General features: G+C 60.1%; 17 protein-coding genes and 1 rRNA gene. 11 read left to right on the top strand and 7 right to left on the bottom strand.

The genetic code is table 11. The features are described from left to right. From rrf to B9Y51_RS10905, 9 genes are all read left to right on the top strand, one after another. Nucleotides 1-118 (top strand): 5S ribosomal RNA (gene rrf, locus B9Y51_RS10945). 313 nt (nucleotides 119-431) lie between these two features. Next, nucleotides 432-788, top strand: coding sequence for a hypothetical protein (locus B9Y51_RS10940; RefSeq protein WP_085529667.1), 357 nt, complete (start codon nucleotides 432-434; stop codon nucleotides 786-788). Next, entirely contained in the window at nucleotides 782-1,639 is an 858-nt protein-coding gene (locus tag B9Y51_RS10935; RefSeq protein WP_085529666.1) for an Ntn hydrolase family protein, read from the top strand. Before B9Y51_RS10940 ends, B9Y51_RS10935 begins: the two co-directional genes overlap by 7 nt. 7 nt (nucleotides 1,640-1,646) lie before the next feature. After that, nucleotides 1,647-2,645, top strand: a complete 999-nt coding sequence (locus tag B9Y51_RS10930; RefSeq protein WP_085529665.1) for an HAD-IIA family hydrolase — start codon at nucleotides 1,647-1,649, stop codon at nucleotides 2,643-2,645. Next, the gene (locus B9Y51_RS10925; protein ID WP_085529664.1) at nucleotides 2,642-2,926 is read left to right on the top strand and encodes a hypothetical protein; all 285 of its coding nucleotides are present in this window, start codon (nucleotides 2,642-2,644) and stop codon (nucleotides 2,924-2,926) included. The genes B9Y51_RS10930 and B9Y51_RS10925 overlap by 4 nt, the downstream gene beginning before the upstream one ends. Beyond that, nucleotides 2,923-3,678 carry a TlyA family RNA methyltransferase gene (locus B9Y51_RS10920; protein ID WP_085529663.1) on the top strand — a complete coding sequence of 252 codons (756 nt, stop codon included), beginning with the start codon at nucleotides 2,923-2,925 and terminating at the stop codon, nucleotides 3,676-3,678. Before B9Y51_RS10925 ends, B9Y51_RS10920 begins: the two co-directional genes overlap by 4 nt. 119 nt (nucleotides 3,679-3,797) lie before the next feature. Next, nucleotides 3,798-4,754: an NAD kinase gene (locus tag B9Y51_RS10915; protein ID WP_048678972.1), complete on the top strand. Its 957-nt coding sequence runs from the start codon at nucleotides 3,798-3,800 to the stop codon at nucleotides 4,752-4,754. Further along, nucleotides 4,751-6,475, top strand: coding sequence for a DNA repair protein RecN (gene recN, locus B9Y51_RS10910; RefSeq protein ID WP_085529662.1), 1,725 nt, complete (start codon nucleotides 4,751-4,753; stop codon nucleotides 6,473-6,475). Before B9Y51_RS10915 ends, recN begins: the two co-directional genes overlap by 4 nt. A gap of 54 nt (nucleotides 6,476-6,529) precedes the next feature. Further along, complete coding sequence (locus tag B9Y51_RS10905) at nucleotides 6,530-8,227, top strand: CTP synthase (protein ID WP_048678966.1); 1,698 nt, start codon at nucleotides 6,530-6,532, stop codon at nucleotides 8,225-8,227. A gap of 93 nt (nucleotides 8,228-8,320) precedes the next feature. Here B9Y51_RS10905 and B9Y51_RS10900 read toward each other — a convergent pair whose 3' ends face one another. Together B9Y51_RS10900 and B9Y51_RS10895 are read right to left on the bottom strand one after the other, a co-directional pair. Then, nucleotides 8,321-8,980, bottom strand: a complete 660-nt coding sequence (locus B9Y51_RS10900; RefSeq protein WP_218189213.1) for an ABC transporter ATP-binding protein — start codon at nucleotides 8,978-8,980, stop codon at nucleotides 8,321-8,323. After that, the gene (locus tag B9Y51_RS10895; protein ID WP_085529661.1) at nucleotides 8,977-11,022 is read right to left on the bottom strand and encodes a hypothetical protein; all 2,046 of its coding nucleotides are present in this window, start codon (nucleotides 11,020-11,022) and stop codon (nucleotides 8,977-8,979) included. The genes B9Y51_RS10900 and B9Y51_RS10895 overlap by 4 nt, the downstream gene beginning before the upstream one ends. 519 nt (nucleotides 11,023-11,541) lie before the next feature. On the opposite strand from B9Y51_RS10895, the gene B9Y51_RS10890 reads away from it, so the two are divergent. Next, a complete protein-coding gene (locus tag B9Y51_RS10890; RefSeq protein ID WP_085529660.1) occupies nucleotides 11,542-12,240 on the top strand; it encodes an NUDIX domain-containing protein in 699 nt (232 codons plus the stop codon). Further along, nucleotides 12,233-13,219, top strand: coding sequence for a site-specific tyrosine recombinase XerD (locus tag B9Y51_RS10885; RefSeq protein WP_085529659.1), 987 nt, complete (start codon nucleotides 12,233-12,235; stop codon nucleotides 13,217-13,219). The genes B9Y51_RS10890 and B9Y51_RS10885 overlap by 8 nt, the downstream gene beginning before the upstream one ends. A 13-nt stretch (nucleotides 13,220-13,232) precedes the next feature. Here the strand turns inward: B9Y51_RS10885 and B9Y51_RS10880 are convergent, their stop codons facing one another. The 5 genes from B9Y51_RS10880 to B9Y51_RS10860 all read right to left on the bottom strand — a co-directional run bounded on the left by B9Y51_RS10880 (nucleotide 13,233) and on the right by B9Y51_RS10860 (nucleotide 18,880). Continuing rightward, nucleotides 13,233-14,042, bottom strand: a complete 810-nt coding sequence (locus B9Y51_RS10880; protein ID WP_085529658.1) for a family 1 encapsulin nanocompartment shell protein — start codon at nucleotides 14,040-14,042, stop codon at nucleotides 13,233-13,235. A gap of 72 nt (nucleotides 14,043-14,114) precedes the next feature. Continuing rightward, nucleotides 14,115-15,152, bottom strand: coding sequence for a Dyp-type peroxidase (locus B9Y51_RS10875; RefSeq protein WP_065424218.1), 1,038 nt, complete (start codon nucleotides 15,150-15,152; stop codon nucleotides 14,115-14,117). A gap of 97 nt (nucleotides 15,153-15,249) precedes the next feature. Beyond that, entirely contained in the window at nucleotides 15,250-16,395 is a 1,146-nt protein-coding gene (locus tag B9Y51_RS10870; RefSeq protein WP_085529657.1) for a bifunctional 2-methylcitrate synthase/citrate synthase, read from the bottom strand. A gap of 40 nt (nucleotides 16,396-16,435) precedes the next feature. Further along, nucleotides 16,436-17,359 carry a methylisocitrate lyase gene (prpB, locus tag B9Y51_RS10865; protein ID WP_048678954.1) on the bottom strand — a complete coding sequence of 308 codons (924 nt, stop codon included), beginning with the start codon at nucleotides 17,357-17,359 and terminating at the stop codon, nucleotides 16,436-16,438. Further along, a complete protein-coding gene (locus tag B9Y51_RS10860; protein WP_085529656.1) occupies nucleotides 17,360-18,880 on the bottom strand; it encodes an MmgE/PrpD family protein in 1,521 nt (506 codons plus the stop codon). Nucleotides 18,881-18,924: the final 44 nt, after the last annotated feature.

Here is an 18,924-nt window from a genome sequence, read left to right as displayed (position 1 = left end):
TTCGGTGGTTATGGCAAGAGGGGTACACCCGGTCTCATTCCGAACCCGGTAGTTAAGGCTCTTAGCGCTGATGGTACTGCACCCGGTAGGTGTGTGGGAGAGTAGGTCGCCGCCGAAAATATTTTTGTGGAGGAGAAGTGTTTGTGCCCCGTGTTGGGGTGTGGACGCTTCTCCTCCTTTTTCATTTAACACCCGTTCCGATTAATGCCGACGAACGCCATGGTCTCGTTTGTGGACGCTCCGACCTGAGACGCATGACGAGTCGTACATCATGAGCCAACTCTGAACCGCGATATGCCGAACAGGCCCCAAGGTGCGTAAACTTTCCAGGAGAACCACGTGGGCTCTCGGGAATACCAGAGATCACGTACTACGTACATAGAGGAGAAGCAGCTTGGCTGACGACGATCGTAGGCATTCGGAGCGCGGGAATGACCGCCAGCAGTACCGCCGTTCGGGCCAGGAAGGGCGTGGTCGGGGGAGTAACTCTGACCGTAACGGTGGATACGGACGCAGCGGCGGATACGACCGGAGCGGTGGCCAACGGCGTCGGGATGACCGCGGGGCTGGGAGCAGAAGCGGGGACCGTGATCGTCGCTTCAACGATCGGCAACCTTATGACAGGTCAGACCGTGACCCGCGCCGGAAGGATCAGGATCCGGCGGGTCGCTTTGATCGTGGTCAGCGCGACCAGCGCTCGAATCGTGACGGCTATCGCCCGTCGCGCCCAAAGGCTCCGGAAATCGATGAGGAGGTTACCGGTCGGGAACTCGACCGCTCCGTGCTGAGCGAGTTGCGCGTCCTGGAGAAGGACAACGCCGACGTCGTCGCCAAGCACCTGGTCATGGCAAGCCAGTACCTTGAGGTCGATCCCGAATTTGCTCTCGAGCATGCGCAGGCAGCGGTCCGTCGAGGTGGGCGCGTTGCCGCAGTGCGTGAAGGAGCCGCCATCGCAGCGTATGTTGCGGAACGTTTTGACGTTGCGCTCCGTGAGCTGCGCACGCATCGCCGGATGACGGGTTCGCACGAGCACATCGCTTTGATCGTCGACTGCGAGCGTGCTTTGGGGCGGATCGACAAGGCCCTCGAGACCGCGAGTGACCCTGAACTCTCGGATCTTCGCGGCGCGGAAAAGGTCGAGTTGGCCATGGTCGTCGCGGGAATTCATCGTGATCGTGGCGACCTTGCCACGGCCAAGAAGGCCTTGGAAATTCCTGAATTGAACCGTCAGAAAGCATTTTCTTACAGCCCGCGACTCTTCAGCGCCTACGCGGACTTGCTCGAGGAAATGGGGGAGACGAAGGATGCGGCGTCTTGGGCCCGACTCGCCGTCGTCGCCGAAGCCGCTCTGGGGCAGGGGCAGTTTGAAGACCCGGAAATTTACGAAATCGATGTTCTGCCAGATGAGGAGTCGGTCGATACCGCAACGGGAGAGCAGGGCGTAGATCTTGACGAGGCCATGATCGAGCAGCGCCAGACTCGAGAGCCGCAACCCACGGATGACCTCTCCGAGACTGACCACGAAGAATTCACGCCTTCGGAGTCCGCCGTCGCCGACGGGGTCGCCTCGGTAGAGGACGAGACCGGGAAGGATCCCGAATCCGAGCCGGTCCAGGAACCCGAACGGAAAGACGACTAAACCCTCCATGCCTTCGCTGATTTCTGCATTTGATGCGATTCTCTCGGACCTCGACGGCGTCGTATACGCGGGCCCTCACCCGATCGACGGTGCGGTGGACTCACTAAACACAGCGTCTGAGCAGGGTATTGAAGTCGCGTACGTGACGAATAATGCCTCGAGGTCCGTGGAAACCGTTGCAGAGCATCTTCGCTCTCTCGGGTTGTCCGTCGATGCGGACCATGTCATCAGCGCGGCACAGTCGGCGGCCAGCTTGGCGGTCGGGCAGCTGGGCGAAGGGACGCCCGTCGCCATCTGCGGATCCTCTGCTCTGGCAGATTGCGCCCGAGAGGTAGGTCTTGAGGTCGTGGGGTTCGGCGACCAGCCGCGTGCTGTCCTTCAAGGATTCGAACCAACACTGGGATGGCAGGACCTTGCGGAAGCGTCGTACCTCCTGGCGAACCGTGACGTTCTCTGGATCGTGTCTAACACCGATATGACGATCCCCAAGGAACGCGGTATTGCACCCGGCAATGGAACTCTGGTTCATGCGGTCGCCGCAGCCACCGGTCGTACGCCACGTGTTGCCGGTAAGCCCGGCTCCACCATTTTCTCAACGATCACGGACCGGCTCGGCGTGAGCTCTCCCGTGGTAATAGGGGATCGTTTGGATACCGATATCCTCGGTGCACAACAGGCCGGCCTGCCCAGCATTGCCGTCATGACCGGGGTGCAGACTGGGGACGACATCGTGAATGCTCGTGTTGCCGAGCGTCCCACCTACGTGGTCGGAACGCTCCGGGAACTCTTTACCGAGTACGACGAACCACACGTGGACTATTCCGGTGACGCCATCGTGGCTCGCCTCGGTGACCAGGTCTCCGCGACCGTGCAAGATGACTCCGTGAACGTCGTAGCGCACGATTCCGTCCCCGAGGTCAAAATAGTTCGGACGGCCGCTGCCGCGTGGTGGGCTGCCCGCCCAGAGGCCGAGACCGCGACGTCGGCACGGGTGATTCGTGCATGAGCGAGACTCCGCGCGACGACGCCGGACCCGACGTCGAAGGACGCAACGAGCACTCCGACGCGCTACATGACTTTGCGCAGCTAGGTACGGAAGACAGCTTGGACCGTCTCCTCGACCGCTTGGAAGAAACACCCGTTGATGAGCACGTAGCGGTTTACGAACAACTACATGCTCAGATTCGGAAGATGCTCGACCGGGATCCGAGTTCCTTGCCCGAGGGCCTGATACCGCGCGCCAACCGACAGACTGAAAGCGCAGAGTCTCAATCGAGGGAATCGTGAGGCTGGACCAGTGGCTCGTCGCCCGCGGCCATGTAGCGTCCAGGACTTTAGCCGCTAAGGCCATAGCTGCCGGCCGTGTCGAGGTGAACGGTCGCACCGTGAGCAAGCCTTCGCGCCCTGTGGGAGAGCACGACAGCGTCGTCGTGCAGGAACCTGCCACACGAGAATATGTCAGCCGCGCCGGGCATAAGCTGGCCGGGGCCCTTCGAGCATTCCCCCAGGTGGCGGTACGGGGCTGTCGATGCCTCGATGCTGGAGCTTCAACGGGTGGCTTTACCCAGGTTCTTTTAGAGGCTGGTGCCGAGCAGGTCGCGGCGGTCGACGTCGGGCACGGGCAACTTGACCCGCGTGTCAGGGCCGATCCGCGAGTCGTCTCGATGGAAGGCCTCAACGTTCGTTCTCTGACGATCGACGACATCGGGGGAACGGTGGACCTTGTCGTGGGAGACCTCTCCTTCATCTCCCTGACGCTGGTGATCGAGCCCCTCGCCCGCGTCACCCGCCCGGGAGGCGCACTGATTCTCATGGTTAAACCCCAATTTGAGGTCGGACGGTCGAAACTGGGTAAGGGCGGCTTGGTGAAAAACGACGCCGATCGTGAAGCCGGCATCGAGTCTGTTCGACGAGCAGCGCGGAACATCGGACTCGTCATCGAAGACGAACGACCCTCCGAGTTACCTGGTCAGAACGGAAACCGCGAACACTTTCTGCTCTTACGTCAGCCGGGCGCCCTCTCGGAAGCAGAGTCATGACGACGCCATGGAAATCACCCCGGCGCGAAGGAACCTTAAAGTGTCAGTCCTCTCGCCTAGGGTAGGACTACGGAACTGACCGGGAGTTCCCATCGCCCCACATCGGAAGGCAAAAGAGCATGAGCCGCAAGATACTTCTGTTCGCGCATACGGGTCGCCCCGAGGCAACCGCTGCGGCGACTCAAGCGTGTGTGCGCCTTCATGAGGCGGGCCTCACCCCGGTCATGAGCCGCACGGACCTCCAAATCTTGCGTGGAACCGAAGCTGAAGCCGTCGGCGTCCAAGTCATCAACGACAACGTTCCGCTGGACGATATCGAACTCGGCGTCGTTCTCGGAGGCGACGGGTCCATCTTGCGCGCCGCCGAAATCATCCGGCACACCAACATTCCTCTCATCGGTGTCAACCTCGGCCACGTTGGCTTTCTCGCCGAATCGGAACGAAGCGACCTGGACGAGACCGTAGACCACATCGTCAATCGCTCATACACGGTCGAAGAGCGTATGGCGATCGACATTCTGGTCTGGAATTCCGGTCAGATTCTGAATCACACCTGGGCGCTGAACGAGGCTTCCGTGGAAAAGGGGAACCGGGAGAAAATGGTCGAGGTCGTGATTGAGGTAGACGGCCGGCCCCTCAGCACGTTCGGATGCGACGGCGTCGTCATGGCCACACCCACGGGGTCCACCGCATATGCCTTTTCCGGTGGTGGGCCAATCGTGTGGCCCGAGGTCGAGGCCATGCTCATGGTTCCCCTCAGCGCCCATGCTTTGTTCTCTCGTCCCATGGTGACGGCACCGACCTCAACCATGGCGGTGGAGATCTTGCCGACGAACGGTCACTTCGGTGTTCTTTGGTGCGACGGTCGCCGCACCACCGAATTGCCGCCAGGTTCCAGAATCGAAGTCAGAAGGTCCGATAAGCCGGTTCGGCTCGCTCGAATTCACCCCGCGCCGTTCTCAGAGCGGCTGGTGCGAAAATTCGACCTACCAACCCGAGGCTGGCGCGGACCCGTGGACCGCATGGACGTCGCCGAACGGAACCTGCCCGACACTGAGGGAACGGAGCAACCATGATCGAAGAAATCCACATTCGCGATCTCGGTGTCATCACCGACGCGACCCTTCCCCTCGGCCCGGGGCTGTCCGTGCTGACGGGGGAGACGGGTGCCGGTAAAACGATGGTCGTGACCGCACTGGGGATGCTTCTTGGCGCGCGGTCCGATGCCGCGGCCGTTCGCTCCGGCGCGCGTTCGGCACTTTCCCAGGCCGTAGTGCGCCTTCCTGAGGGGCACGCCGCCCTGGCCCTTACGGAGGAGGCCGGTGGAGAGGCCCACACCATCGAATCCGACGAGTACTCGGAACGCCTACCACAAGAACTCATCGTCTCCAGAACCGTCAACGCCACCGGACGCTCACGGGCCACCGTCGGCGGGGCCGCTGCTCCCATCGGCGTGTTATCTCGGGTGGGCGAAACCCTCGTGGCCGTCCACGGCCAATCCGACCAACTCCGGTTGCGCTCCGCGGAGGCCCAACGGTCCGCGCTCGACGCCTATGCTGGCAACAAACTCGCCAAGAAGCTCGACGAATATCAAAAGAACTATGAGGAGTACCGTGCCTCTGCACGGGAATTGCGGGAAGTTCGGGAGAACGCGCGCGCTCGCGCTTTCGAAGCCCAAAGCCTGAGCCAGGCGCTCAAAGAAATTGATGCCGTCAAGCCGCAACCGGGCGAGGAAGAAAGCCTGGATGCCGAATCCGCCCGATTGACCAACGTCGAACAGCTCCGAACCGCAGCCGGGGTGGCCCAGTCCGCTTTGGTCGGTGGGGGCGACTCGGATGTGGAAGCTACCACCGTGTCGGTGCTCTTGGACTCCGCTCATCGGGCACTCGCGCAGGAGGCCGACGACGACGCCGCGCTCGCCGCTCTAGCCCAGCGGGTCCGCGAACTCATGATTCAGGCCACCGACATCGGTGAAGAACTTTCGGGGTACCTTTCCGACCTCAATGCCGAATCATCCGGGCGGTTGACCGAAGTCGAAGCGCGGCGTGCGGCTCTGAAGAAGTTGACCCGAAAATACGGGGCGGACATCCCCGAGGTCCTCGAGTGGGCAGAAACGAACCGGGCCCGGCTCGAACAGCTCACGGACGATCCTGCCCGCTCTGAAGCGTTGGAGGAGAAGCTTCGGACGCTGCGCAAAAATATGCAGGCCCAATCTCTCGAACTGATGGAAATGCGTACCGCGGCCGCAAAGAAGCTCTCTGGCGCTGTGTCTACAGAGTTGAAGGCTCTCGCGATGCCCAACGCCTCCCTCGTCGTTGAGATTGCGGAAGCTGAAAAATTTGGACCAGATGGCAAGGACACGGTGTCTTTCAAGCTGGCTCCTCACGAAGGAGCTCAGCCCCGACCCCTCGGCAAGGGGGCGTCGGGTGGCGAATTGTCCCGAGTCATGCTGGCCCTCGAAGTTGTCTTGGCCGAAGTGGACCCGGTGCCCACCTTCATTTTCGATGAGGTTGACTCCGGTGTCGGCGGCAAGGCAGCGGTAGAAATAGGAAAACGCCTCGCTCACTTGGCTCAGCATGTTCAGGTACTCGTGGTGACTCACCTTCCGCAGGTTGCCGCCTACGCTGACCGACACGTTTTGGTGCTCAAATCGAGTGACTCGACGGTGAGTGACGTCAACGTCCTCGATGCCGAAGGCCGAATCGTCGAACTCGCGCGCATGCTAGCGGGACACGCCGATTCCGAGGCCGCCAGGGCCCACGCCAAAGAACTTCTCCAATCCGCCGGTCAGCTGTGATTGGCACTCGTCAGCCGTCTGCCCGGTCCACGACCGGTGCGATGGAAACCCCTCGTGATAGGCTTGAATTCCGTGGTGAACGATAAGCAGACATCCTCGGCAACTTCTCAACGCGACGAAAAAGTGACTCGTCAGATCTTCGTGACGGGCGGTGTCGCATCCTCTCTTGGTAAAGGCCTGACGGCGTCAAGCTTGGGCCGCCTCCTTCGCTCGCGCGGACTCTCCGTGACGATGCAAAAGCTCGATCCGTATCTCAACGTCGATCCGGGCACAATGAACCCCTTCCAACACGGCGAAGTGTTCGTCACGGACGACGGCGCAGAAACCGATCTCGACATCGGTCACTACGAACGTTTTCTCGACGAAAACCTCGACGCTTCCGCCAACGTAACGACCGGCCAGGTGTACTCGACCGTGATCGCCAAGGAGCGTCGAGGCGAGTATTTGGGCGATACGGTTCAGGTCATCCCGCACATCACCGACGAAATCAAGGCACGAATGCGCCGTCGGGCGACCGGCGACGCTGATGCCCCGGACATCATCATCACCGAAATCGGTGGAACCGTCGGAGATATCGAGTCCCAGCCATTCCTTGAAGCAGCTCGTCAGGTTCGCCGTGACGTTGGGCGCAAAAACGTCTTCTTCCTTCACGTCTCGCTGATTCCATACATCGGCCCCTCGGGTGAGCTGAAGACCAAGCCCACCCAGCACTCCGTTGCGGCGCTGCGTGGCTTGGGGATCATCCCCGATGCGCTCGTCTTGCGGTGCGTGCAAGATATCCCGGAGTCCCTCAAGGCCAAGGTCGGGGGAGCGTGCGACGTCGACACCGAGGCCGTCATCTCCTGCCCCGACGCCCCGAGCATCTACGACATCCCGAAAACCTTGTTCCACCAAGACTTGGACACCTACGTTTTGGATTACCTCGGGTTGGATTATCAGGAGGCCGACTTTGAGGAGTGGGACAAGCTCCTCAAAGTGGTCCACGAGCCGACGCACGAAGTCACGGTCGGTTTGGTGGGTAAGTACATCGACCTGCCCGACGCCTACCTCTCGGTTTCTGAGGCACTACGCGCGGGTGGTTTCGCTAACGATGCGAAGGTCAAGCTCAAGTGGATCGCCTCGGATCTGTGCGCCCAGCCAGAAGGCGCGGCACACCAACTCGCTGACGTGGACGCCATCTGCGTCCCCGGAGGCTTCGGAATCCGTGGCCTCGAGGGCAAACTTGGCGCGCTTCGCTACGCCCGGGAGAACGGGATTCCCGCTCTCGGCCTGTGCTTGGGACTTCAATGCATGGTGATTGAATACGCGCGCAACGTCGTCGGACTCGAGGACGCATCGTCCACGGAGTTTGAGCCCGAGACGTCGACCCCGTTGATCGCGACGATGGAAGAACAGAAGCAGTTCGTTGAGGGAGCGGGGGATCTTGGCGGAACCATGCGTCTTGGCCTGTACCCGGCCACGTTGGCCGAAGGTTCCGTGACTGCGGCGGCGTATGGCGCAACCGAGGTCGAGGAGCGGCACCGCCACCGCTACGAGGTCAACAACGCCTACCGGGACGACCTCGAAAAAGCGGGCTTGGTGATTTCCGGGACCAGCCCCGACGGCCGATTGGTAGAGTTCGTGGAATTGCCGGCCTCGGAGCATCCCTACTATGTGGCGACTCAGGCGCACCCCGAATTGCTTTCGCGGCCCACGCGCTCCCACCCGCTGTTCAGCGGTCTGGTGGCGGCGGCGCTCGATCGTCTCAAATAAGCCACAACCAGTAGGGTTTTCCCCCGAAGATTGAAGGACCGCTGTCTCCCCGGGAACGGGTTGACGGCGGTCCTTCATTTTAGCTTTTCAGCATCACGCCGACACCGTGAACTTTTGGAGATTTACGACCCGATCGCAGGATCGAGCGACATCGTGATCATGGGTAGCGATCACGGCACAGGCTCCCTGATCGGTGAGACGCCGCACGGATGCGATGATGACCCGTGCATTCGCGTCGTCGAGAGACCCCGTCGGTTCATCCGCCAGGATCAACGAGGGCTTCTTGACGAGAACGGCAGCAAGCGCCACCCTCTGTTGTTCGCCGCCGGAGAGCCCGCAGACCTTATCCTTTTCCCTGCCCACCAGGCCGAGACTACTCAGGGCTTGCGAGATGTCCGAGGCGCTTGGGCGGCGCCTTCGGGGCATGATCCGCAGCGGATCAACGATATTCTTCTCCACGGATTCCGACTCGACTAGAGCGAAATTCTGGAACAGATATCCGACGTGGTCGCGTCGAAATTTACGTCTCACGGCGCTCGAGGCCGGATGCACCTCGACGCCACCGACCGTGAGTGATCCGGTGGACGGACGGGTTAGTGCACCCAAGCAGTTGAGGAGCGTCGTCTTACCTGACCCCGAAGGACCCATGAGGGCTACCATCTCACCGGGTTCGGCCGATATCTCGAGGGAACTCCATAGAGTCCGACCCCCGAGTTCCATGTACTCAGAGGCGAAATGAAGGTAGGGCGTCAATGAATTCGTCCTTTCTCTAGAACGGCCCGTCGGGAGAAAACAAGGATCCCCGTTCCTGCTAGGAGGAGGACGACGGCGCCTACGCACAGCCCTGCGACGAAGAGGAACCTGATGTACCCCATGACTTCCAGTGAGGACTGAGAGATCAGGGCCATGGGATCTTGGGCTTGATGTATCAGATGCCCGATGACAGCCGGGAATGATAACCACACCGCGCCAATTCCTGCGAAAGCTGGGCCGGCAGCGAGCATCGGGTTCCAACCGAAGAGGTGCCTTCGGAATAGCTGGTCCTTACGGGCCGCCGCATAGGTAGCCGCGAAAGCTAGACACGAGAACACGACGAGTAACGCATAGACCACGATTGCGGATCCAGTGGCTTGAAGATCGGCTATGGTCAATTTGAGGGCATGTGCCTGGTACGTCGAGCCGGGCGTTGGAGGATTGAAGTAGCGTTCCGCGGTGGACTCACGGAGACGGTTCGATGCGGCCTCTGCGTCTCTCACCAAAAGGCCGCCATCTGTCACCCATGCAGAGATCGCCCTGGGGTTTTCGATGAGGACGTGATCGGGCAAGACCACCACTAGGGGGTTCTCGACGAATTCCTTCTTCTCGTGAGTCAAATCTCCATGGGTGAAGACGTCGCCCGTCGTATCCGTGTCCACGACCTTAAGAGCAGGTAGCTCCATGCCGGGGATGAGATCGTCCACAGTGAGATTTTCGGCTGGTGCACCATAGGGTTTGAAGGCCAGGGCGGTCTTTGAACGTTCCATCTCCTCGAGCGCGACGTGATCCGAGACTCCGTGGATTCTGTGGTGTCTCAGGTATTCGGGATTTACGTAGACGGCGGGGTAACTGGACTCGATGACGGCGTCGTCGTTCGGAACGTGCTGACGGACTTGCGAATGGCTGATGATCACATTCCCATGCCGAAGTTCAGAGACGAGCCAGTCCGTGATGAGCTGATCTTCCGCTTGACTCCAGGTGGGACCGTTGACCGGCAAAAATGCGGCCTCGGGTGTTTCTTTCCATTGTTCGAAGGCCCGGAGATGCGAAGTTGCCAGACCAAATTGGCCGTACCAAGCACCGAGCGAGACCAGAAGAAGCGTGACACAGGTGAGTTTCAGTAGGCAGAGCAACCCATACAACGATTTCACCGGCCTCTTGCCCGTCAACGTTGCGGGCACCGGAACGAGGCACAGCAACCCCAAAGCAAGAAACCGGGACACAATGACCGCGGCCATGAATACTGTGGCGAAAGATCCAAAGACGGCAAGATAAATGCCGAATGAGGCGAGCCCATTGTAGAAGGACAAAAATAAGGCAGTAATCCCGGTGGTCACCAGGAGTCCGGCAAGGTATGGGACAGCCCCGCTGCAGAAATCGTGACCCAGAATTCGCCCGACGGACCAACCAGCGAGCCGCAGCCGTGCGACCTTCTTGGCGCTCACCAAAGTCATGGCACAAGAGAAACAAGACGCCGCCACGAGGCTGGCTATCAAGGCAAAGGACAAGGGAGAGCCAATATTTTGCCCCAAAACTTCATCGAACGAGTAGCGATCAAACTGTCGTACCGTGTATCCCTGTGCAGCAAGCGCATCGTCCAGACCTTCCATCGCCTGGGCATCTCCGAAAAGGAGATAGAACGCACGGGGATCCTGTTGCGAAGAATCCCATGGTTTCACCACGACGTCGTATCCCGCGTTAAAGGGCGAATATCCCTTGGTCAGAAGGTGATACGAGGGATCGTCTGGTTGCGTGATCAGGACCTGCAGCTCCGCCCCGCTGACAGGCGACTCGGCGTTATCCGAGAGCCGAGCGATGTTAAGGTGCCGGTTTTTCACCTCAGTCTCTAGCGTGCGTAGGAACTCCGGACTGGAGGTCGGAGTGTCAGCTCGGGGACTCGTGATGTCGGAGGATATGGAAAGCACATTCCTCCCCACCAGTGGAGCATCGGTCTCGGAAAGCCAGAGCGAAGCAAAGGAAAAGACGGCCGCCGCCAGCGGAACGAAAAGCAAAGTGAAGAATCTTTTCGTAAATTCCATGTTCCTATTAAAGTTAATTGCGTGCTGGGGTGAGATTAGCAGTAGTCCCAGTAAGCCTTATTTCGTGTCCAAGCTCGTGGGGCAGAGTCATTGTCATAAGCCTGCGCATGTAAAGGATTCAGGGGTGGCAAGTGCGACTACTCCAAAGGGCAATATTGTTCGCTTCACAATTATTTACCTCTCGTATGTTGATCCAGCTGGGTGAAAAAAGTTTAATACAAGACGCAATGTGATCGGTATTGTTTTGTGGAGTGGATGGTTAATCTCTGCGTGTAAGTAATTAGTTAGACTGTCTATTTCTGAAGAATCCCCAAGTGGGGCAGCAGTTTTCTCGTGATGGGTCTCGAAAGCCACACTTACTCGATGGCCTGCAGATTGAGGCTCTTCGTCGCGAGACATACCGTCCAGGGGCGGCAGGCCCGGCGCGGTCACTCGCCGTCGTCGCGCGGCGGAGTTTGCCGGGTGCCGCCCCTGCCAAAGACCAACGCTCAACCGTGTACTCCTGTGTACCCTGGGGGCATGACGGATAACGACGCAGCTACCCCGGAACCTCGAGTCGACGACGGAGACGTGCTCCAAGACCATGTCAATCCGCGGGAGCTGGTCGCCAGCGAAACCCTTGTTGAGGGTGCGATATTCGACGTCGTGCGGGACAGCATTCGTCTCCGTCCGGAGAAGTCTGCAGAGATTCTCAACCGTGACTACCTGCGTCATCCCGGTGCCGTGGCCGTCGCGGCGCTCAATGACCGGAACGAAATCCTCTTGATCAACCAGTATCGGCAGCCGGTCGGCATGAACCTCTGGGAAATTCCTGCGGGCCTTCTCGATATCGAAGGGGAAGAGCCGCTGGCGGCCGCTCAACGGGAACTAGCCGAAGAAACCGATCTCACCGCGGACACGTGGCATACTCTCGCGGAATTCAATAATTCACCGGGTTGCTCGACCGAAGCCAATAGGATCTTTTTGGCTCGGGGCATCGGGGAAGTGGCTCCCGAGGACCGCACGGAACGGGAAGGCGAAGAAGCCGAAATTGTCACCCGTTGGGTACCTCTGGAGGAAGCTGTCACCGCGGTGCTAACCTCCCGGTTGCACTCGCCGTCGGCGAATATTGCGATCCTGGCCGCTTACGCGAGCCTTCAACGCGGCCATCAAGACCTTCGTGCACCCAACGAACCATGGCCTGCGCATCCGAACCTCCGCACATCCTCAGATGCCTAAGCTCGACGTACCGGCAGGGTTTGAACGTCCCGTCCAGCGATATCTCCAGCACCTCACGGTCGAACGCGGCCTCTCGGCCAATACTCTGGCCTCGTACCGGAGAGATCTCGGCCGATACCTCGACTTCCTGACCGAACAACGTTCCGTCCAGAGCCCCCAGGACATCACGACCGACGACGTGCGGGACTACGTCCTACACATGGCACGGCCCGCCTCCGAGGGCGGATGTGGCTTGTCGACCCGCAGTGTGGCCCGAGGTGTCGTTTCAGCGCGGGGGCTTCACAAATTTTGGGTTCTCGAAGGAATCACCGAGGATGATCCCGCGGCGGCGGTCAACCCGCCGAGTGCGGGGGAGCGCCTACCGAAGGCCCTGCCCGTGGATACCGTGGCGCGCATCTTGGAGGCTCCTGATCGGGAGACCCCAGCGGGGCTTCGAGATGCTGCGCTCCTCGAATTCCTTTATTCCACCGGTGCGCGAATCTCCGAGGCCGTCGGAATTGACCGAGACGATCTCTCTTCCGAATTCGCGGGTGAAGCGGGAGGAACGGAAGACCCCAACGGGCTGGGCGGCGCAGCCCGCCTCGAAGGCAAGGGTGGTAAACAGCGGCTAGTCCCGGTGGGCTCCTACGCCGTCGACGCAGTGAGCGCGTACCTGGTGCGTGCCCGTCCGCTTTTCGCAGCCAAAGGGTCGGCTACGCCCGCACTCTTCCTGAACGCCCGGGGCGGTCGTCTCACACGGCAAGGGGCGTGGCTGATTTTGAAAAAGGCGGCCGCCAGGGCGAACGTCACCGAAGAGCTTTCACCACATACATTGCGGCATTCTTTTGCAACCCACCTGATTGAAGGCGGAGCGGATATTCGCGTTGTGCAAGAACTGCTCGGACACTCCTCGCTGACGACCACACAGATCTACACGCGGGTGACTGCGGACACTCTCCGGGAGGTGTTCCTCACGAGCCACCCGCGCGCGGTCGGCTAATAAGACCGCTGACCTAGGCGGTCAGCGGAACTGAGGCCTCGTCCGAGGCGACCCGGAAGGCGAAGGACTCCTGGAGGTAAAGGTGCACGTTCTGCGCGTCATGGGAGTCGTACCCGATGGAAAGGTCAACGCCCAGGTGCAACTCGAAATCGCCGCCGCGAGTCGTGACGACCAGCGCGCCGTTGAGCGCGGGCGCCCAGATGATTTTCCCGTCCTCCTTGAGCACTCGTTGAAGGTGTTCGAGGATCGGGTAACCGTGATCCGTGGTTTCGGAGATGGCGGTGTACAGGTCCGCGGACACCACGAGGGTGTACGGCCCCTCGACTCCGGCGAGACGAAGCCGTGTCAGGGCTTGGGCGACGGATCGCGGCAAGTCGCGGACGTCCTCAGGGATTGCGATCGGTTCGTTGGAGCTGGCATCGACCATTCCCGTCATGCCGAGCTGGTCGTAGCCGTGGAATACCACGGTGTCCTCGGCGGCCGCGATGGTTGTGGCCGCGTCCTTGACCGGTTGCCAGTCGGAGTCCACGGAACCGCGCAATACGTCGTCGACGGCCTGGCGCGTCACGGTAAACGGGACCTTGACTTCGAGGACTGGAATGACATCGCGGCTACGGGTCTGTGCGCCGTGGACGATCTCTCGCCCGTCGGTCACGTGTCCCGCCGCAAGCGATGAGAAGGCGGTTCCCTGTGGCTCGGGCATGTCGACGACGCGTCGGCCGGCGATGTTTCGGCTAAAGGTTCGAATGGCTTCTTCCTCGATCTCGGCCCATGCGGCCTGAGAGACGGGGGCAAGTTCGCGGTGAAGATTGCTGCTGGTCATGTCTTCTCCTTTGCGCGCCGGTGATATCCGGCCGGAAGTCCCGCGACAGGTCGCGGGACGATGGGTTGTGGTTCAGGCTTGGAGGCGTCCGACGGTGAACCCCTCGGGGGGATGGTCGCCGGATTCGGTATCGGTTGGGAGCGGCGTCGAAGGTGCTGGTTCGTTGGTGGAGGCTGGGGAGCCTTCTGTGAGGGCATCGATATCGTCGAGGAGATCGATGCTCGGCACGAAGAATAGGGCCCCCGTCTGGGCGGTCGAGAAGTCCAGGATACGGTCGTAGTTTCCCGGTGGATCTCCGAGGAACATGTTCTCCAGCATCTGCTCGGTCACGCCTGGATCTTTGGCGTAGCCGATGAAATACGTGCCCATGTCACCGCTGCTGAAATCTCCGAAGGCCATGTTGTAGCGAAGAATATCGAGGTCGTTGCCCTCATCATCGCTCACGTCATTGAGCGCCAGATGTGAATTGGAGGGTTTTTCATCATCGGGAAATTCGAGGTCGTCAGACTTGGTCCGTCCGATCACCCGTTCTTGCTCTTCGACGGTGATGGAATCCCAAGCGGCTAAGTCATGGACGTATTTTTGGACATGCACGTAGCTCCCTCCGTCGAATTCCGGATCATCATCGATGAGCACGGCGTCGTAAGCTTCGTCATTTTCTGGATTTTCGGTTCCATCCACGAAACCGAGGAGGTCACGTTCATCAAAATATTTGAAGGCGTGGACCTCGTCTTCTACGGAAGTGTAGGGACCAAATTTCTCCATGAGAACCCGTGCGAGTTCGAAGCACATGTCTGGCGTTCGCCCACGGATGTGGAAGAGCAGGTCGCCGGGCGTGGAAGGGGCGTGATGAGGGTGACCGGTCAGCTCACGAAATGGATGGAGGTGCTGAGGACGGTGCGCATTTGGTAGCAGGCGGTCCCATGCCTCGGAACCGATTCCGACGACGTTGAGGAGTTCTGCATCGGGGTGTCGGAAGCCGACAGAGCGTGTGAGTCCGGACACCGCAGGTAAAAGCCCGAGGACCGAGGATTCGGAACCGGGGTGAATAGTTAATGTCAGAAAAATGGATGATTTGGGCGGCGTTGCGACAACCTTTTGAGTCACCATAGATTTCACATCCTTTTCGTGAACTATTGATCACTGTACGCCGCAAACGGGCCCGGCCGCGTTTTTGCGCCCAGGCCCGTCGTCAGACGCCACAGTTCTACTGGACGTGGCGTTCGTCCGGACCGTCATATTCCGAAAGCGGGCGAATCAAGGAGTTATTCGCGAGCTGTTCCATGATGTGAGCGGTCCATCCCGTCATGCGTGCCGCGACGAAGAGCGGAGTGAAGGTCTGGGTATCAAAGCCCATCAAGTGATAAGTCGGCCCGGCGGGGTAATCGAGATTTGGCTTGATCCCCTTGGCTTCGTCCATCGACCGGGCAAGTCCGTTGTACAGGCCCAGCATTTCTCCACGGTCGTAGTAACGGATCATGTCGAATAGTGCCGACTGCATCGTGGGAACGCGGGAATCACCGTTCTTATACACTCGGTGACCGAATCCCATGACCTTCTTCTTCTGAGCCAGCGCCTCGTCCATCCATTCCTTGGAGCGAGCTTCGGCGTCGTCTTCGGATTCATCCTTACGGATACCGATCTCGTCGAACGTCTCCATGACGGCCTCATTGGCACCACCGTGGAGGGGTCCCTTGAGAGCGCCGATGGCACCTGTCACGGCTGAATGCATGTCCGCCAAGGAGGACGCGATAGTCCGAGCGGTAAAGGTCGAACAATTGAAGGAGTGCTCGGCGTACAGAACCATCGACACCTGGAACGCCGTTTTGACCTCGGGAGCCGCAACGTCGCCAAAAGTCATGTACAGGAAGTTGTCGCAGTAGTCGAGATCCTCACGGGGAGCGATCAGGGGTTCGCCATGACGACGTCGTTGGTCGTATGCGACGACGGCGGGCATGGCCGCAAACAGTTTCTTGGCCTTGACCAGGTTGGTTTCCGCGGACTGCTCTTCGGAGTCAGGGTCCTGCGCACCCAAGACAGAAACCGCCGTGCGGCAGACATCCATCGGGTGACAATCGGTGGGTAAAGCGTCGATGACGGCCTTGAGCTCTGGGGTGAGCTCACGGTGCGAGCGCTCGAAGTCCTGAAAATCGCGCAGTTCTTCCTCCGACGGAAGATCGCCGTTCCAGAGCAAAAGAGCTACTTCTTCAAAGGAGCAGTTCGCGGCGAGTTCCTGAACGGGGTAGCCGCGATACAGCAACGAATTGGTTTCGGGATTGACCTTGGAAATGGCGGTCGTGTCGGCGACGACGCCGGCCAGGCCTTTTTTGATGTCGTTGTGCTGAGTCGTCATGTGATTCTCCTTCGAATCCTTGATCGGATGATGGGAAGACTTAGCGGAACCGTTCCGGAACCTCGAAATTGAAAATGCCGGTGTCGAAGGTGTTGTACGACTCGTAATCCACGAGCTCGTACAGGCGTGCCCTCGTCAGCATGTCATCAACGGCGGCCTCTTGGGTGCCGTCGGCCTCAATGCGTTCCAAAACGCGTTCCATGGCGCCGAGTGAACTGCGAAGCAATGTCACGGGGTAAATCACCATGTCCACACCGGCTCCGGAGAGCTCGGTCGTCGTATAGAGCTTGGATTTGCCGAACTCGGTCATGTTGGCCAGCACCGGGACGTCCACTGCCTGGCGCACGGCCTCGAACTCGCCGAGATCCTTCATGGCCTCGGGGAAAATGGCATCGGCTCCCGCTTTGACCAGGGCCTTCATCCGGTCGATGGCCGCTTCCAATCCTTCCGCCCCGCGAAGATCGGTCCGGGCCATGATGAGGAAATTCTCATCTCGGCGGGCTTCTGCCGCGGCGCGGATCCGCTTAATGGCGGTGTCCTCGTCCACGATGTTCTTGTTGTCCAGGTGTCCGCAGCGTTTGGGATTGAACTGATCTTCGATATGGCAACCAGCCAGCCCGGCGTCTTCCAGCTCTTGAACGGTCCGGGCGACGTTCATGGGTTCGCCAAAGCCGGTGTCGGCGTCCACAATGGCCGGTAGGTTGGTCATTCGGGCAATCTGTCCGGCGCGCTGCGCAACTTCACTGAGCGTCGTCAATCCAATGTCGGGGAAGCCCAGCTCGTTAGCCAACACCGCGCCCGAAATATAGACGCCGTCGAACCCCTTCTCTTCGATCAAGCGGGCCGAAATTGGCGTATATGCCCCTGGAAATTGTTTGATGGTTCCGCCGCGGCGAGGCCCATCGCTCAAAAGGCTCCGCAATGCTTCGCGCTTCTGAGCCGGAGAGGTCTTCGGGTACAACATTTAGAACAATCCTTTCGAGCCGGTAGCGAGGTCGATGGAGGCCGTCACGTTGAGGGCATCCAGCTCGCCCGCTCCCAAGGAGGAAAGATTTTCGGCCGCCTCAATGAAGCGGTTGAGCTCGGAATCGGCCACGGAGCCGTCCGCCAGAGCCCGCAGTTTCCGGATGTACTGTTCGCGAGCAAAGGGCCGAGCCCCAAGCGGGTGGGCGTCGGCAACGGCAATCTCTTCCGTCAGGACGGTGCCGTCACGGAGGGTGATTTCTGCCCGACCGCCAAAGGCCTTTTCTTGCGGGTCCACCGAGTGGTAGCGCCGGGTCCACTCGGGATCTTCCGACGTCGTGACCTTGTGCCACAGAGCAACGGTGTCGCGACGGCTTGCGCGCGAGGGGGCATAGGAACGATTGTGGTCCCATTCTCCGTCCTGCAACGCGACCGTGAAAATGTACGGAATCGAGTGGTCCAGCGTCTCGCGGGAGGCGGTGGGCTCGTATTTCTGCGGATCGTTGGCTCCGGAACCGATCACGAAGTGCGTATGGTGCGATGTGTGCAGCACGATCGAGTCAACCTTCTCGGGATCGGCGATCTCGGGGTGTTCACGGTGGAGCTTGCGGGCCATGTCGATCCAAGCCTGCGCCTGATATTCGGCCGAATGCTCCTTCGTGTAGGAGTCCAAGATTCCTCGTTTGGCTTCGCCAGGCTCAGGCAACGGAACGTCGTAGGAAGCGTCCGGCCCATCGAGCATCCAGGCGATGACGCCGTCTTCACCCTCGTAGATCGGCACCGGTGAGGTCTGGCCGCGCATCGCACGATCCACAGCCTCAACCGCCAGCTTCCCGGCAAGTGCCGGCGCATGGGACTTCCACGTGGAAATTTCGCCCTTGCGGGATTGGCGTGTGGCCGTGGTGGTGTGGAGAGCCTGCCCGACCGCTTGGAAGATGGTTTCGGTGTTGAGCCCCAAGAGGGTACCGATTCCCGCTGCGGCGGATGGTCCCAAGTGGGCGACATGGTCGATCTTGTGTTTGTGAAGGCAAATGGCCTTGGTCAGGTCGATCTGGATCTCGTAGCCGGTGGCGATACCACGAATGAGATCGGCACCCGTGCGGCCACTGTGCTGAGCCACGGCCAGGATCGGGGGAATGTTGTCACCCGGGTGGGAATATTCCGCCGCCAAGAACGTGTCGTGATAATCCAGTTCCCGCACGGCGACGCCGTTGGCCCACGCCGCCCATTCGGGGGAGACCTTGGCCAACGACGCATCGACTCCATACAGGGCGGAGCCGTTGCCGTTGGAGGTCGGTTTGTGCGTCAGTGCCTGGTCTCTTGCGGAAATAATGGGTCCGCGATTGAGGGAAGCGATCGCCACCGAGGCGTTATCGAGAATGCGGTTAATGACCATCTCCTCGACCTCGGGCTCGATCGCCACAGGATCGGTGGCCACGCTGGCGATTTTGTGGGCCAGCTGATCTTCACGGGCGAGGTTTTCTTCACTGCGGTAAACGCGAACGTTATGGGTAGTCGTCACGAGGCGTCCTCTCTCACTACTGGGCAACTTGATGTTTATTGGGA

It is taken from the genome of Kocuria massiliensis (assembly GCF_900169715.1).
GTDB lineage: Bacteria > Actinomycetota > Actinomycetes > Actinomycetales > Micrococcaceae > Rothia > Rothia massiliensis.
The sequence above is the reverse complement of the archived record's forward strand: the minus strand, read 5'-3'. Positions and strand labels throughout refer to the sequence as shown.

Excerpts from the sequence above, each read along its gene's own strand:
- B9Y51_RS10940 (WP_085529667.1), top strand. The coding sequence starts at position 432 with ATGACCGCCAGCAGTACCGCCGTTCGGGCCAGGAAGGGCGTGGTCGGG.
- B9Y51_RS10930 (WP_085529665.1), top strand. The coding sequence starts at position 1,647 with ATGCCTTCGCTGATTTCTGCATTTGATGCGATTCTCTCGGACCTCGAC.
- B9Y51_RS10925 (WP_085529664.1), top strand. The coding sequence starts at position 2,642 with ATGAGCGAGACTCCGCGCGACGACGCCGGACCCGACGTCGAAGGACGC.
- B9Y51_RS10915 (WP_048678972.1), top strand. The coding sequence starts at position 3,798 with ATGAGCCGCAAGATACTTCTGTTCGCGCATACGGGTCGCCCCGAGGCA.
- recN (WP_085529662.1), top strand. The coding sequence starts at position 4,751 with ATGATCGAAGAAATCCACATTCGCGATCTCGGTGTCATCACCGACGCG.
- B9Y51_RS10895 (WP_085529661.1), bottom strand. The coding sequence starts at position 11,022 with ATGGAATTTACGAAAAGATTCTTCACTTTGCTTTTCGTTCCGCTGGCG.
- B9Y51_RS10890 (WP_085529660.1), top strand. The coding sequence starts at position 11,542 with ATGACGGATAACGACGCAGCTACCCCGGAACCTCGAGTCGACGACGGA.
- B9Y51_RS10885 (WP_085529659.1), top strand. The coding sequence starts at position 12,233 with ATGCCTAAGCTCGACGTACCGGCAGGGTTTGAACGTCCCGTCCAGCGA.
- B9Y51_RS10880 (WP_085529658.1), bottom strand. The coding sequence starts at position 14,042 with ATGACCAGCAGCAATCTTCACCGCGAACTTGCCCCCGTCTCTCAGGCC.
- B9Y51_RS10875 (WP_065424218.1), bottom strand. The coding sequence starts at position 15,152 with ATGGTGACTCAAAAGGTTGTCGCAACGCCGCCCAAATCATCCATTTTT.
- B9Y51_RS10870 (WP_085529657.1), bottom strand. The coding sequence starts at position 16,395 with ATGACGACTCAGCACAACGACATCAAAAAAGGCCTGGCCGGCGTCGTC.
- prpB (WP_048678954.1), bottom strand. The coding sequence starts at position 17,359 with ATGTTGTACCCGAAGACCTCTCCGGCTCAGAAGCGCGAAGCATTGCGG.